The 15508-nt window shown below is 68.5% G+C and carries 13 protein-coding genes and 1 pseudogene; 10 read left to right on the forward strand and 4 right to left on the reverse strand.

What is annotated here, in order from left to right:
• Nucleotides 1–287, forward strand: a pseudogene (locus FV228_RS07840) (penicillin-binding protein 1C); the annotation flags it as partial.
• 145 nt (nt 288–432) lie between these two features.
• Nucleotides 433–1476 (forward strand): cytochrome c peroxidase, encoded by a 1044-nt coding sequence (locus FV228_RS07845; RefSeq protein ID WP_147854091.1) that lies wholly within the window; start codon nt 433–435, stop codon nt 1474–1476.
• 159 nt (nt 1477–1635) lie between these two features.
• On the opposite strand, the gene FV228_RS07850 is transcribed toward FV228_RS07845, so the two are convergent.
• The gene (locus FV228_RS07850) at nt 1636–2073 is read right to left on the reverse strand and encodes a hypothetical protein (RefSeq protein WP_147854092.1); all 438 of its coding nucleotides are present in this window, start codon (nt 2071–2073) and stop codon (nt 1636–1638) included.
• A complete protein-coding gene (locus FV228_RS07855) occupies nt 2070–2906 on the reverse strand; it encodes an ArsA-related P-loop ATPase (protein WP_147854093.1) in 837 nt (278 codons plus the stop codon). The genes FV228_RS07850 and FV228_RS07855 overlap by 4 nt, the downstream gene beginning before the upstream one ends.
• 977 nt (nt 2907–3883) lie before the next feature.
• Here FV228_RS07855 and FV228_RS07860 point away from each other — a divergent pair.
• Nucleotides 3884–4936, forward strand: a complete 1053-nt coding sequence (locus FV228_RS07860) for a hypothetical protein (RefSeq protein ID WP_147896472.1) — start codon at nt 3884–3886, stop codon at nt 4934–4936.
• 8 nt (nt 4937–4944) lie between these two features.
• Here FV228_RS07860 and FV228_RS07865 read toward each other — a convergent pair whose 3' ends face one another.
• Nucleotides 4945–5661, reverse strand: coding sequence for a MarC family protein (locus FV228_RS07865; protein ID WP_147854094.1), 717 nt, complete (start codon nt 5659–5661; stop codon nt 4945–4947).
• Nucleotides 5662–5713: 52 nt separating this feature from the next.
• Nucleotides 5714–6448 carry a class I SAM-dependent methyltransferase gene (locus tag FV228_RS07870; RefSeq protein ID WP_147854095.1) on the reverse strand — a complete coding sequence of 245 codons (735 nt, stop codon included), beginning with the start codon at nt 6446–6448 and terminating at the stop codon, nt 5714–5716.
• A gap of 179 nt (nt 6449–6627) precedes the next feature.
• Between FV228_RS07870 and gloB the strand changes: the two genes are divergently transcribed.
• From gloB to FV228_RS07905, 7 genes are all read left to right on the forward strand, one after another.
• A complete protein-coding gene (gloB, locus tag FV228_RS07875; RefSeq protein WP_147854096.1) occupies nt 6628–7404 on the forward strand; it encodes a hydroxyacylglutathione hydrolase in 777 nt (258 codons plus the stop codon).
• 307 nt (nt 7405–7711) lie between these two features.
• Entirely contained in the window at nt 7712–8329 is a 618-nt protein-coding gene (locus tag FV228_RS07880) for a TetR family transcriptional regulator (RefSeq protein WP_238261510.1), read from the forward strand.
• Nucleotides 8330–8755: 426 nt separating this feature from the next.
• A complete protein-coding gene (gene mdh, locus FV228_RS07885) occupies nt 8756–9718 on the forward strand; it encodes a malate dehydrogenase (protein ID WP_147854097.1) in 963 nt (320 codons plus the stop codon).
• Nucleotides 9719–9849: 131 nt separating this feature from the next.
• The gene (gene sucC, locus FV228_RS07890; protein ID WP_147854098.1) at nt 9850–11046 is read left to right on the forward strand and encodes an ADP-forming succinate--CoA ligase subunit beta; all 1197 of its coding nucleotides are present in this window, start codon (nt 9850–9852) and stop codon (nt 11044–11046) included.
• A gap of 2 nt (nt 11047–11048) precedes the next feature.
• A complete protein-coding gene (sucD, locus tag FV228_RS07895) occupies nt 11049–11933 on the forward strand; it encodes a succinate--CoA ligase subunit alpha (protein ID WP_147854099.1) in 885 nt (294 codons plus the stop codon).
• Between the two features lie 158 nt (nt 11934–12091).
• Complete coding sequence (locus tag FV228_RS07900; protein WP_147854100.1) at nt 12092–15082, forward strand: 2-oxoglutarate dehydrogenase E1 component; 2991 nt, start codon at nt 12092–12094, stop codon at nt 15080–15082.
• Between the two features lie 95 nt (nt 15083–15177).
• Nucleotides 15178–15508: biotin/lipoyl-containing protein (locus FV228_RS07905; protein ID WP_348645019.1), on the forward strand; the 331-nt coding region annotated here is incomplete at its 3' end.

Raw genomic sequence — 15508 nt, forward strand, 5'->3', positions numbered from 1 at the left:
GGGCGGAGACGGCCGGCCCGTCCCTCAAGATCGCCTATCCCCCGGACGGGGCCCGGATCGATCTCGGCCTCGCGGCCGAGCAGGCCGGGCACGGGGAGGGTGGTCCGGGCCTCGCCCTCAAGGCGCTTGGCGGCGTCCCGCCGCTGACCTGGCTGGTCGATGGCCAGCCGGTGACCCAGACGCCCCGCCGGCAGGCCGCGTGGGTCCCGAACGGCGCCGGGTTCGCGCGGATCTCGGTTCTCGATGCCACCGGAGCGAGCGACAGCGTCTCCATCCGCCTGGAGTGAAGTGGCGCCTCAGCGTTGCCGACGATCAGAGGCGCTGGGACGCGACATTATGTGCGGACCAATACGCTCGACGATGTCAGTCTTCATGGCGGGATTCATCGGTCATCAACGAATACCGGCCTAATGCTGGCCGGTGAGGTCGGTGATGGCTTGGAAGGTCGGCGCCGCGATCGCGGGGCTTCTCGGGTTGGTGGGTGTGACGGCCGGACTCGGCGGCGGTGCGGATCCGCGCCGGGCCAGCTGGCGTGAGACCTATCGGCCGCCCGCCGAGATCCCGTTCCCGGACGAGAACCCCTACTCGGCCGCCAAGGCCGACCTGGGCCGGCGGCTGTTCTTCGATCCGATCCTGTCCGGAGACGGCACCCGGTCTTGCTCCACCTGCCATCTCCCGGATCTCGGCTGGGGTGACGGACGCGCCCGCGCAGCGACGCGGATGCAGGGCGACATGGACCTGCGCACGCCGACGCTGATCAACATCGCCTGGCAGGACGGCCCGATGGGCTGGGACGGCAAGTTCAAGACCCTCGAATCCGTCGCGGCGATGCCGATGATCTCGCCGTCCAACATGAACCTGCCGATGGCCGACGCGCTCGGCCGGCTGTCCGCCGATTCGAGCTACGCGGCCGCCTTCGCCACCGCATTCAACGATCCCGCCATCACCCGGGACCGGCTGGAGGCGGCGCTGGCGACGTTCGAGCGCCTGATCGTGACGGGGACGAGCCCGTTCGACCGCTGGATCGCCGGCGACGAAGCTGCCATCGCCGAGCCGGCAAAGCGCGGTTTCGACCTGTTCAACGGCCGGGCCGACTGTGCCGGCTGCCATTCCGGCTGGTCGTTCACCGACAACTCGTTCCACGATATCGGGGTCGGCACCGGCAACGATATCGGTCGAGGCCGCTTCAAGCCCACATCGGTCGCCCTGCGCTACGCTTTCAAGACCCCGACCCTGCGGGAGATCGGCCACCGGGCCCCCTACATGCACGACGGCTCGCTGGCGACCCTGGAGGCGGTGATCGACCTCTACGACCGTGGCGGGATCGACCGGCCGAGCCGCTCCCGAGCGATCAAGCCGCTGCATCTCAGCGCGACGGAGCGGGCGGACTTGCTAGCGTTCCTCAAGACGCTCTCGACCGAAGCGGCCCCCGACCTGACGACGGCATCGTTCACGACCGCGGCCCCGGCGCCGTGACGGCGGCAGCGTAAATCACCGCGTCATTCCAGGGCGCCGCAGGCGAGCCCGGAACGACACGCGGGCTGCTTTGGCGCTACGGCGATACCCAACCCGCGGACACGCATCGTGTTGTGTGCCGACCGACGCCGAGCCCTCATAGGATCGCGACCGCGAACGTCAGCGCGCCAGACCAGGCTGCGGCACTCCGGTCGCGCGCCGCTCGCTCGCTTCCGGCGCGGCGCCGATACGAGCCTCGATGCCCGCGTAGCGGTGGGAGAGGTTCGCGAGGCTGACGATGATCCACACGCTCGCCAGCACGCTCGCCGACATCACGCCGAGAAGGACGTAGACCGTGCGGGTGTTGCGCCGCACTTCGACCGAGAGGTCGTGGGCGAGGTCCCGGTTGCCCTGGAACAGGGCGTCCCGCGCGGCGACCAGCTCGTTGTGCATCTCGCTGATGACGTGGGTGGCGTTGTAGAGCAGCAGCAGGTGGACGACGAAATCGTCGTCCGTGGTGGTGTTGAGGGCGGCCGCGACGCGCACGGCGAGCTGGCGCTCCCAAGGCAGGAGCTCCCGGCCGTGAACCGTCCGGTAGAACCGCTCGAGGTTGTTCACGGACGGAAGGCCTCGCGCCAGGCCGTGTGGAAGTTGCGCCGCAGGCGCCGGCCCTCGACGCGCAGGCGCATCGGCGCGGTGGTCGCTAGTTCCAGCCAGGTCGTGTGCTGGATCCGCAGCGCCTCGATCAGGCGCTCGCCGATCCGCTCGATCTCGGTGGCGCGGAAGTTCGGTTGCGCCCGCAGCTGCCGCACCACGTCGGAGGCCTCCAGATAATCGAAGTTGGTCGCCTGGGCGGTGTTCTTAGCGAGGATCGCCCGGTCGCATTCGAGCAGCAGCGGACGGAGCTCCCGGAGCACGTCGAGGGCGGTGGGATCGACGGCGCCGGCGGCCACGACCACGCAGAGGCGAATCTTCTCCTCGCGGCAGCTCTCGACAATGATCTCGGTGCTGCGCCGGGTCGTCTCGGTGTCGCCCGCCGGGAAATCCACCACGACGAAGCGCTCGGCCGCGTCGGACACGCGCTCGATCAGGTCCTGGACCAAGGTCGGATCGACGCGGCCGGTGGAGTCCTCAGCCCGCAGGCGCTGCCGGAAGCAGGACACGCCCGGACGGCGCGGCACGAAGTTCTGGCTGCCCGGATCGGTCTCGCGCATCAGCGCCGTGTGGAAGTGCCGGTTGGCCGGGTCGGTGTCGACCGCCAGGACCGGCCCGACCTCGGCGCAGAGATCCGCGATCTGCAACGCGATGGTCGTCTTGCCGACGCCGCCCTTGCCGCCGAGGCACAGGATCAGGACCTTGGTGTTGCCCGGGCCGAGCAGATCCTGCTGGATGTCCTGAAGCTCGGACGGGGTGTACCAGGCCGGAACCTTGAGCTGCGTGACGTCGATCATGAGAGTCTCCTTGACTTGATGGGCACAGGTCGGTGTCCGCGCGGGCGCCGCTGCGCCGTGCCGGGACGGTCCTGCAGGGGTTTCAGGGTCGGTATCGTCGATCCGGGCTCGTCCGGCGGGCAGCCGGGCCGCTCCCCTGCGCGCGGCCGATCGCCGACTGGGACGCGGTGAACGGGCCTCGCGACGGCGGGAGAACGGGGCCGCGGTTGCGGGCGAGTGGACCGGGCACGCTCAAGCCGCCGGTCCGCCCAGGCATCGGCCGACCGCTCGTCCACCGCCCGATGTCCGGCGGTGCCAGCGCCCCGGCGCAGAGGCCGCAGGATGGCGGAACCGGACGTGGCCCCGCCGGGGCATCGCGCCGTGCAGGTCGGGACCCGAAATGTTTGCCCTCGTCAAACCTTGCACTCCGTTGCCGGCCCAGGGCCGCAGCGGGACTGCGTCCGTTCGTCGTCTGGCCAGCGTCGCGCAGGACCGAGAGTTCGCTCAGCGCGGCGCGCGAGGCAAGCCCATAATCCGAACTGTTGACAGCTTATCCGCAAGATCGATCGCAAATTTGGAGACTCATTTTTGAAAAATTGTTTCCAACTTCGATGATAGCCAGCAAATCACGGTATATAATACTTCAATATTTGACGGCTTTGATTTTTGTTGCGCAAATCAAGGCGACATCGAAGTAAAAATATTTGAAAATACACGAATGATGGATGTTGATCATTGAGGAACGTCATGATCGCGCTGCTCACGGCGCGTCGGCAGATCCCGTCCCGGAACACGATTGCGGTTGCCGGTGGAGCTCAGGACGGTGGACGGCTTGCCGTTTCAGGATGCGGGATCAGGCCGTCGCGGAACCAGCAACGCTTGAAATCCACAGCGTTAACCTTCCACTCATATTCGTTAATAAACCATTGGCGAGAAGCCTATTAACCTATCTAAATAGAGCGGTAACCACGGTGTCGACATGCACCGGTGAGGCTCCGATGCTAGCAATCAAGACAAAGCGCACGTCAGCCGGATACGCTCTCGCCACCGCCGGAGTCGCGAGCCTGGCGGCAACCGGCGAGGCCCAGGCCCACGTCAAATGGTTCTGCGCCTACGACGTCGCCGGGCAGCCCCAGGGCCTCGAGCAGGTGCTGTGCGCCAACTTCGAGGGGCTGACCGTGCTGGCCCTGGTGTGCCTGATGTTCGGATGCCTGGCCGAGGGCACGCCGCTGGGCGGCGCCCTGCTCAACGCGCTGGATCGCGTGACCACCCGGGTCCGGACCGACACCGAGCTGCTGGTCCGTGCCACGCTGGGCTTCTTCTTCGTCTCGCTCTGGGAACTCGGCGGCATCATCCTCACCCCGGAGCTCAAGACCGACGTCGCCTGGATCCCGTGGTTCCAGCTCGCGCTGGCCGCCTGCCTGATCTGGCGGCGGACCATGCCGCTCACCGGCCTGGGCATCGTCTTCCTGTTCAGCTTCGCCACGGCGCAGTACGGCGTGTTCCACCTCGCCGACTACCCGATCTTCCTGGGGGTGGCCGTCTACCTGATCTGCCGCGGCCTCGACCTGTCGCCGTTCGGCCTGCGTCCGCTCGACATCGTCCGCTGGACCGCCGCCATCACGCTGATGTGGGCGTCGATCGAGAAGTGGGCCTATCCGGAATGGACCGCACCGCTGATCGCCGCCAAGCCGCAGATGACGCTCGGCGCCACCCCCGAACTGTTCATGCAGGCGGCCGGCGTCATCGAGTTCACCCTGGCCTTCGCACTGCTCTGGACCCCGCTGGTGCGGCGCGCCTCGGCGATCATCCTGGCCGCGATCTTCGTCTCGGCGGTGTTCGAGTTCGGCAAGGTCGACGCGATCGGGCATTCCGGGATCATCGTCGTGCTGTTGGCGATTGCGGCCGACGACGTGCGGATTGCGGTGCGCGCCCGCCACGTGGTGCTGGCGCCGGCTTGGTACGGGGCCGCCCTCGCGCTGTTCCTGTTCCTCTACTACGCGGGCCACGCGGCCCTGTTCGGCGGGCTCGACGCCCTGCCGGTGATCTGAGGCGCGGATCAGCGCGCCGCAATCAGCGGCGCGAACACGTCGGTCAGGCCGGTGATCAGGATCTGGGTCCCGACGCAGAGCAGCAGGAACGCGAACAGGCGGCCGGTCACCCGCGCCCGGGCCGGGCCGATCAGCGCCACCACCCGGTCGGCCGAGGCGTAGATCAGCGCCACCGCGAGCGCCACGACGAGAGCCGCCAGGGTGACGCCGAGATAGAAGCCGAAGCGGTCCGCGTAGGCGGCGGGCCGGTTCGCCCCCAGGGTGATCGCCACCGCGATGGTGCCGGGCCCAGTGGTGAACGGCAGCGTCAGCGGGAAGAATGCGATCTCGGCCAGCGGCCCCGGCGCCGGGTCGCGGCTCGCCTCGATCAGGGTCGTCGCCCCGCGATCCTTCGAGCCGGACGCCTCGGCCTGCTTGCGTGCCTCGCGCGCCTCGGGCCGGTTGAGCTGGGTCCAGGCCGAGGACATCACCACCAGCCCGCCCGCGATCCGCAGGGCCGCCAGGGTCACCCCGAAGAAGTTGAGGATCGGCGTGCCGGCCCAGAGCGCGCCGAGCATAACCAGGGCGGCATAGACGCCGATCTTGCGCGACAGCAGAACCCGCTCGGCATGGCTGTAGGCGGTGGTCACCTGCGCGAAGATGAAGGCCCCGCCGATCGGGTTCACGATCGCGATCAGGCCCGAGAGGGCGAGCAGGAACTGCTGGATTGTGAAATCGATGCTCATCAGGGCCGCCGCCTAGACCAACGGACCTCCGACGGCCAGCCCGTCGTGCGCGTCAGCCCGGCGACGGCGCGGGCACCAGCACCCGGGCGGGAGCGAGGCGGCGGGCGCGGTGCACCTGCTGCACCGCGATCGGGCGGTAGAGCTGCTTGGTCGCGTGGACCACGTGCAGGCCGGCGAAGGGTAGGGCCAGGCCTGAGCCGAGCCGCTCCCAGGCGGGACCTGTGCGCAGCATCAGCCGCGAGCGCACCGGCGGCATGTACAGGGTCTCGGCCCAGCCCTCGGGCGAGAACAGCGTGTCGCGCATGAGCCGGCCGAGCTGCGAGCGGCTGTAGGGCTGGCCGTGGCCGAACGGCGTCGCCTCGCGCCGGGCCCAGACGCCGCGCCGGTTGGGCACCACCAGGATCATCCGACCGCCTGGGGTGAGGGTGCGCCAGACCTCCTGCAGTAGTTCCGTCGGGCTCTCCACCGATTCGAGCGCGTGGACCAGGACGACGCGGTCGATGGCGGCCTCGGGCAGCGGCATCATGGTCGGGTCGGCCAGGGCCGTACAGGACCGGCCGGTCCCCGGCCAGTTCACCACCCCCTGCGTCGCCGGCATGAACGCCAGGGTCCGCTCGGCGATGCAGTGGATCGGACCGAGATACGGCGTGGCGTAGCCCAGCCCGAGGACCCGCAGGCCCGAGACCGAGCCCAGGAACCCGTGAAGGGCGCGGGCGACGACGCGATGCGTCTCGGCCCCCAGGGGGCTGGCATAGAAGGCACGCAGGCCGTTGACGTCGAGACGCATGGACGAGCAGGACACCGAGCCCGGGACGATGATCAACCTCAATGGTGAGACGCGATGCGCGCCGCAAGCGCCATGGGTCCCCCCGGCGAAGGAACCCGCTCGACCGCCGCCGGTTCACGGCTGACGTTTCGCGCTGCGACGCGCCGGTGCATTGTCGCAGCCCCGGGAGAGGGAAACCGATGGCTGCCGAGACCGAGATCCGAACCTTCCTGTGCCGCAGCGACAATATCGGGGTCCTGATCCGCGATCCCGCCACCGGCGCCTGCGCGGCGATCGACGTGCCGGAGGCCGGCCCGGTCCTGAAGGCCCTGGACGAGACCGGCTGGGGCCTGACCGACATCCTCGTCACCCACCGGCACGGCGACCACATCGAGGGCATCCCGGCGGTGAAGCGGGCCACCGGGGCCCGGGTGGTGGCCCCCGCCAAGGCGGGCGGCGCGGTGCCGGACGTGGACGAAACTGTGCGCGAGGGCGACACCGTGCGGGTCGGCGGGCTCAGGGCCCAGGTCTGGGAGACCCCCGGCCATTGTGCCGACCACGTCACCTACTGGTTCGACGAGGCCAGGATCGTCTGTTCCGGCGACACACTGTTCACCCTCGGGTGCGGCCGGGTGATGGAGAGCCCGCCCGAGACCCTGTGGCGCTCCCTGCGTCGGTTCGAGCCTTTGCCCGACGAGACCCGCGTGTTCAGCGGCCACGATTACGTCCTGTCGAATGCTCGCTTCGCCCTCGCGGCAGACCCGGAGAACTGCGACCTGATGGCGCGCAAGGAGGAGGCCCAGCGCGCGAAAGCCGAGGAGCGCTTCCTGATTCCGACGACGATGGGCGCGGAGCGGGCGACCAATCCGTTCCTGCGCAGCAACCTGCCTGTCCTGGCTAAGTCAGTCGAACTTGGAGCCGGCACAGATCCGGAAGCGGTGTTTGTGGCACTGCGTGCGTGGAAGGACCGCTTCTAGAGACGGTGATAACCAAGAAAATTTTGTTGCGTTCTCAAGGCGAACTGACACATACCCTGTGCAAGCGGTACCAATCCGCTAAGTAACGGGCTCCCGGGGGGAAGCCGTAACGTCAACGCGAAGCGCCGGGACGCTTCCGCCGGTCTGATGGGGGTCCGTCTCGCCCTACCACCTGTCCACTTCCCGCCTGCCGCTTCCGTTCCTCAAGCCAGAATCCGACGGGGCTAAGGAAGAGGCGCTCAGCGCCAAGACCAGGGGTCCTTTAGCGGACACGACCGCCAGTGACGCGCTCCGCGACACCGGCGAAGTGGCTACCCCGTCGCGTCCCCGCGCGCCGGTCGCGGCCGATGTGAGGCTGCTCGGCATCGCCACCGAGCACCTGTCCCGTCTCGGGCCCAAGCGCGTGACGGTGGTGGCCGTTGCGGCGGAAGCCGGCATGACGCACGCCAACGTCTACCGCTATTTCCCATCGAAGGACGCGCTCCTCGACGCGGTGGCAGGGCGCTGGCTCCGAGAGGTCGAGGCTCGGCTCGCCGGCATCGCCGACGCACCCGACCCGGCCGACGACAAGATCGAGCGGCTGCTCACCGCCCTCGCCACGGTCCAGCGCGACGCCCTGTTCGACGAGCCAAACCTGTTCGCGGTCCATCTCGACGCCACGGTGTCGGCCCGGCCGATCGCCCGGCGGCATCGTGTTCGGCTGCGTAGTCTCGTCGAGCGCGTGGTCGAAGAGGGCATCACCTCTGGCATCTTCTCGGCCCGGGATCGGGAGCGGGCGATCGCCTACATCTTCGACGCGAGCTACCGCTTCACGCATCCGCTCGCGATCCAGCACGATGCGGACGTGCCGCGCGACCTGATCGAGGCGCGATTCGGGGCGGTCATCCACGCGATCCAGCGGGTTCTCCGGTCCGGGATCCTTTGAGCGCGAGCCGCGCCTCATTGTTGGTCGGCAACACATCGAAAGGCCCGGACATCGCGTCCGGGCCTTTCGCGTTTCAGGGCATGACACGGCGATGCGGCCGGGCCGGTTCGGCCATCGCGAATTTGATGAAATGACAGGATCTCAGATCTGTTATCTGAGCTTTGCCGCACCCGCGGCGCAGGGTGCAGTGCACCTAAAAGCCTCGCCGCATTGGCGTTTCGTCGCCCAGGCTTGCGACATCAACGTCAGGCCCGGGCCGGCGCGGCCGAGTCCGCAACGGTCCATCGGGTTGAAGCGACGAGGCTTTTCGGCCACACAGCCGCGCAGATTCCAGAGCGGCGAATCCCGCGCCGGCACCGACCAGCGGACGGTCCCGGCGCCTCGCCGATCCCACCGAAGACGACACGCAGCGGAGGTTGATCCGACATGGCTCGCAACAAGATCGCGCTCATCGGTGCCGGCCAGATCGGCGGCACCCTGGCCCTCCTGGCTGGCCTGAAGGATCTCGGCGACGTGGTGCTGTTCGACATCGTCGACGGCGTGCCGCAGGGCAAGGCGCTCGACATCGCCGAGGCCGCCCCGGTCGAGGGCTTCGACGCGACCTACGCCGGCGCAAGCAATTATGCGGCCATCAAGGGCGCCGACGTGGTGATCGTCACCGCCGGCGTGCCGCGCAAGCCCGGCATGAGCCGCGACGACCTGATCGGCATCAACCTCAAGGTCATGCAGGCGGTGGGCGAGGGCATCAAGAGCTACGCTCCGGATGCTTTCGTGATCTGCATCACCAACCCGCTCGACGCGATGGTCTGGGCCCTGCAGAAGTTCTCGGGTCTGCCCACCAACAAGATTGTCGGCATGGCAGGCGTGCTCGATTCGGCCCGCTTCCGCCACTTCCTGGCCGACGAGTTCAAGGTCTCGGTCGAGGACGTCACCGCCTTCGTGCTCGGCGGCCACGGCGACGACATGGTGCCGCTCACCCGCTACTCGACGGTCGCGGGCGTGCCGCTCACGGATCTGGTCAAGCTCGGCTGGACCACCCAGGAGAAGCTCGACGCCATGGTCGAGCGGACCCGCAAGGGCGGCGGCGAGATCGTCAACCTGCTCAAGACCGGCTCGGCCTTCTACGCGCCGGCCTCATCCGCCATCGCGATGGCCGAGAGCTACCTGCGTGACAAGAAGCGGGTCCTGCCCTGCGCCGCCTATCTCGACGGCCAGTACGGCGTCTCCGGCATGTTCATCGGCGTGCCAATCGTCATCGGTGCCGGCGGCGTTGAGCGCGTCCTCGAAGTCACCTTCGACCCGGCCGAGAAGGCGATGTTCGAGAAGTCCGTCGCCTCGGTGACCGGCCTGATCGAAGCCTGCAAGGGCGTCGACGCCAACCTCGCCTGAAGGAAGAGGCGAATGGCGAATCGCGCGTGGCGAATGGGGTCGGAGGCCATCGACGCCATCGCCATTCCCGACGCCTTCCATTCGCCATTCGCCACTCGCCACTCGCCATTCGCTTATCTGACGAGGCCCCGATGAACATCCATGAATACCAGGCCAAGGCCGTCTTGAAGGAGTTCGGCCTACCGGTCTCCCGCGGCGTTCCGATCTTCGATCCGTCGGAGGCCGAGGCGGCCGCCAAGGAACTCGGCGGCCCGGTCTGGGTCGTGAAGAGCCAGATCCACGCGGGCGGCCGCGGCAAGGGCACGTTCAAGGGTGCTCCCGAGGGCGCGAAGGGCGGGGTGCGGGTCACCAAGTCCATCGACGAGGTGAAGCAATACGCCGGCGAGATGCTCGGCCAGACCCTGGTGACGATCCAGACCGGGCCGGCCGGCAAGCAGGTCAACCGCCTCTACATCGAGGAAGGCGCCCAGATCGCCGAGGAATTCTACCTCTCGATGCTTGTCGATCGCGCCACCGGCGGCGTGGCCTTCGTGGTCTCCACCGAGGGCGGCATGGATATCGAGGCGGTCGCCCACGATACGCCCGAGAAGATCCACACGATCCCGGTCGATCCCGCCACCGGCGTGATGCCCCATCACGGCCGCGCGGTCGCCAAGGCGCTGGGCCTCTCCGGCGCCCAGGCCAAGGAGGCGGCCTCGCTCACGGAAAAACTCTACGCGGCGTTCGTGTCCAAGGACATGAGCATGCTGGAGATCAACCCGCTGGTGCTCTCAGCCGACGGCCACCTCAAGTGCCTCGACGCCAAGATCTCGTTCGACTCGAACGCGCTCTACAAGCACGCCGACATCGTCGCGCTGCGGGACGAGACCGAGGAGGATGCCAAGGAGATCGAGGCGTCGAAATACGACCTCGCCTACATCGCGCTGGACGGCACGATCGGCTGCATGGTCAACGGCGCCGGGCTGGCCATGGCCACCCTCGACATCATCAAGCTCTACGGCGAAAGCCCGGCCAACTTCCTCGACGTCGGCGGCGGCGCTTCCGAGGAGAAGGTCACCGCGGCGTTCAAGATCATCACCGCCGACCCCCAGGTGAAGGGGATCCTCGTCAACATCTTCGGCGGGATCATGAAGTGCGACGTCATCGCCCGCGGCGTCATCGCCGCCGTCAAGGCGGTGGGCCTGCAGGTGCCCCTGGTGGTGCGCCTGGAAGGCACCAACGTCGAAGAGGGCAAGGACATCATCCGGGGCTCCGGCCTCAACGTGATCCCGGCGGACGACCTCGACGACGCCGCCCAGAAGATCGTCGCCGCCGTGAAGGGAGCCTGATCATGTCGGTGATGATCGACGCGAACACCAAGGTCATCTGCCAGGGTTTCACCGGCAAGAACGGGACCTTCCACTCCGAGCAGGCCATCGCGTACGGGACCAAGATGGTCGGCGGCACCAGCCCCGGAAAGGGCGGCGCGAGCCATCTGGGCCTGCCCGTGTTCGACACGGTCGCGGAGGCCCGCGAGGCCACCGGCGCCGACGCCTCGGTGGTCTACGTGCCGCCGCCCGGCGCCGCCGACGCGATCTGCGAGGCCATTGCGGCCGAGATCCCGCTGATCGTGTGCATCACGGAGGGCATCCCGGTGCTCGACATGGTGCGGGTGAAGCGGGCGCTGACCGGCTCGAAGTCGCGCCTCGTCGGCCCGAACTGCCCCGGCATCGTCACGGCCGGCCAGTCGAAGATCGGCATCATGCCGGCCAACATCTTCCGCCAGGGCTCGGTCGGCATCGTCTCGCGCTCGGGCACGCTGACCTACGAAGCCGTGTTCCAGACCACCAACGCCGGCCTCGGCCAGACCACGGCCGTGGGCATCGGCGGCGACCCGGTGAAGGGCACCGAGTTCATCGACGTGCTGGAGTTGTTCCTCGCCGACCCGAAGACCGAGTCGATCGTGATGATCGGCGAGATCGGCGGCTCGGCCGAGGAGGAGGCCGCGCAGTTCCTGCGGGACGAGGCCAAGCGGGGCCGAAGCAAGCCCATGGTCGGCTTCATCGCCGGCCGCACGGCGCCTCCGGGCCGCCGCATGGGCCATGCCGGCGCGATCATCTCGGGCGGCAAGGGCGGCGCCGAGGACAAGATCGCCGCCATGGAGGCGGCCGGCATCCGCGTCTCGCCGTCGCCGGCCCGGCTCGGCTCGACCCTGGTGGACGTCCTCAAGGGCTGAGGCCAGCGCGCCTGCGTTGCGGCCGGCGCAGGGCCGCGACCCCCATATCGACCTTGTCGGGGCGTGTTCTCGCCCCGGGTCAATTTCAGGGCGATCCGCCCCGCGAGCGGGTCGCCGACAGGGCAGCCGGCCTGCCCGCGCGACAGGATGAACGGACCATGGCACGCCAGGACGTGAACGAAGCGCTTCTCGAAACCTCGTTCCTCTACGGCGCCAACGCCGCCTACATCGAGGAATTGCAGGCGGCCTACGCCCGCAACCCGGCCTCGGTGGATCCGGAATGGCAGGCCTTCTTCAAGGGCCTGGGCGAGGACGAGACCCTCGTCGCGAAGAACGCTGCGGGCGCGTCCTGGGAGAAGCCCAACTGGCCGGTGCCGGCGAACGGCGAGCTGGTCTCGGCGCTGGACGGGAACTGGGGCGCCCTGGAGAAGGCGATCGGCGACAAGATCGTCGCCCGGGACGCCAAGGAGCCCAAGCCCGGCAAGCCGGTCGACAGCGTCGCCGCCACCACGGGCGTGTCTGTGGAGCAGGCCGCCAAGGATTCGGTGCGGGCGATCATGCTGATCCGCTCCTACCGCATGCGCGGTCACCTGCACGCCAAGCTCGACCCGTTGGGGCTCGCCCCGCGCGGCGACCACGAGGAGTTGCACCCGCAGCATTACGGCTTCACCGAAGAGGCCGACTGGGACCGCCCGATCTTCCTCGACAATGTGCTGGGCCTCCAGTTCGGGACGATCCGCGAGATCGTCGACATCCTGGAGCGGACCTACTGCCAGACGCTCGGCGTCGAGTTCATGCACATCTCCGATCCCGCCGAAAAGGCGTGGATCCAGGAGCGCATCGAGGGCAAGGACAAGGAAATCTCCTTCACGCCCGAGGGCCGGCGCGCGATCCTGAACAAGCTGATCGAGGCCGAGGGCTTCGAGAAGTTCCTGGACCTGAAGTACACCGGGACGAAGCGCTTCGGCCTCGACGGCAGCGAGTCGATGATCCCGGCGCTGGAGCAGATCATCAAGCGTGGCGGCGCGCTCGGCGTGCGCGAGATCGTGCTCGGCATGGCCCACCGGGGCCGGCTCAACGTGCTGACCAACGTGATGGCCAAGCCGTTCCGGGCGGTGTTCCACGAGTTCAAGGGCGGCTCCGCCTCGCCGGCGGAGGTCGAGGGCTCGGGCGACGTGAAGTACCACCTGGGCGCCTCGTCCGACCGCGCCTTCGACGGCAACAACGTCCACCTGTCGCTCACCGCCAACCCGTCCCACCTCGAGATCGTCGATCCGGTGGTGCTCGGTAAGGTCCGGGCCAAGCAGGACCAGTGGGCCAAGCCGCATATCCAGCGCGCCAGCGTGCTGCCGCTTCTGATCCACGGCGATGCCGCCTTCGCCGGGCAGGGCGTGGTCGCGGAGTGCTTCGGCCTGTCGGGGCTGAAGGGCCACCGGACCGGCGGCTCGGTGCACTTCATCATCAACAACCAGATCGGCTTCACCACCGACCCGCGCTTCTCCCGCTCCTCGCCTTATCCGTCGGACGTGGCGAAGATGGTCGAGGCGCCGATCTTCCACTGCAACGGCGACGACCCGGAGGCCGTGACCTTCGCGGCCAAGGTGGCGGTCGAGTACCGGCAGAAGTTCGGCAAGCCGGTCGTGATCGACATGCTGTGCTACCGCCGCTTCGGCCACAACGAGGGCGACGAGCCGGCTTTCACCCAGCCGAAGATGTACCAGCGGATCCGCAAGCATCCCTCGGTGCTGGAGACCTACGGCCGCCGGCTCGTCGAGAACGGCACCCTCGACCAGGAGGCCCTGGACGCCCGCAAGGCCGAGTTCCGCCAGATCCTCGACACCGAACTCGACGTCGCCACCAACTACAAGGCCAACAAGGCCGATTGGCTCGACGGCCGCTGGTCCGGCTTCAAGGCCGTGCACGAGGACGTCGACGATCCGCGCCGCGGCCGCACCGCCGTGCCGGCCGAAACCCTGCAGGAGATCGGCCGCAAGATCACCCAGGCGCCCCCGGGCTTCCACCTGCATCGCACGATCCAGCGGTTCATGGACAACCGCGCCAAGGCGGTTGAGACCGGCGCCGGCATCGACTGGGCGACCGCCGAGGCCCTGGCCTTCGGGGCGACGCTGCTCGACGGCAACCGGGTCCGGCTCTCCGGCCAGGACGTCGAGCGCGGCACCTTCTCGCAGCGCCACGCCGTGGTGATCGACCAGGAGAACGAGCAGCGCTTCACGCCGCTCAACGCCATCCGCGACGGCCAGGCCTCGATCGAGATCATCAACTCGATGCTCTCCGAGGAGGCGGTGCTCGGCTTCGAGTACGGCTACTCGCTGGCCGAGCCGAACGCTCTGGTCCTCTGGGAGGCCCAGTTCGGCGACTTCGCCAACGGCGCCCAGGTTGTGATGGACCAGTTCATCGCGAGCGGCGAGCGCAAGTGGCTGCGCATGTCCGGCCTCGTGCTGCTGTTGCCGCACGGCTACGAGGGCCAGGGTCCCGAGCATTCCTCCGCCCGCCTGGAGCGCTACCTCCAGGCCTGCGCCGAGGACAACATGCAGGTGGCCAACGTCACCACCCCAGCCAACTACTTCCACATCCTGCGCCGGCAGCTGAAGCGGGACTTCCGCAAGCCGCTGGTGCTGATGACGCCGAAGTCGCTGCTGCGCCACAAGCGGGCGGTCTCGACGCTCGACGCGCTGGCCGAGGGTTCGACCTTCCACCGCGTCCTGTGGGACGATTCCGAGGAGGAGGGCGCGCCCAACAAGCTGGTGCGCGACGACAAGATCCGCCGCGTCGTCCTGTGCTCCGGCAAGGTCTACTACGACCTGCTGGAGGAGCGCGAGAAGCGCGGCCTGAACGACGTCTACCTGATGCGCGTCGAGCAGCTCTACCCGTTCCCGCTCAAGGCCCTCGCCAACGAGATGGGCCGGTTCCGCAACGCGGACGTGGTCTGGTGCCAGGAGGAGCCCAAGAACATGGGCGCCTGGTCCTTCGTCGAGCCCTACCTCGAATGGGTGCTCGGCCAGGCCGGCTCCGCGGTGAAGCGCGCCCGCTACGTCGGCCGCCCGGCCTCCGCGTCCACGGCCGTGGGCCAGATGTCCAAGCACCAGGCCCAGCTCCAGGCGTTCCTCAACGAGGCGCTGGCGGTCTGATTTTTTGAAAACCCGGCGGTGACCCATTCGGGCCGCCGTCCCCAACACGTCCAGGCCGTCCGGCACGGCCCAACCGATCCGGAAGTGCGAAGACCATGGCTACCGACATCCTCGTCCCGACGCTCGGCGAATCCGTGACCGAGGCCACCATCGGCCGCTGGTTCAAGAAGCCCGGCGACACGGTCGCGGTCGACGAGCCGATCGTCGAACTCGAGACCGACAAGGTCACCCTGGAGGTCAACGCCCCGGCTGCCGGCCAGCTTGGCGAGATCCTGGTCAAGGACGGCGAGACGGTGGAGCCCGGCGCCCTGCTCGGCTCGATCGTCGAGGCGGGCGCCGCCGCGGCCTCCGGCGGCGGCAAGAAGGCTGCCGCCAAAGAGGCCCCGAAGGAGGCCGCCGAGACCAAGTCCGAGAGCCGCAGCGAGG

It is taken from the genome of Methylobacterium sp. WL18, from assembly GCF_008040015.1.
GTDB lineage: Bacteria > Pseudomonadota > Alphaproteobacteria > Rhizobiales > Beijerinckiaceae > Methylobacterium > Methylobacterium mesophilicum.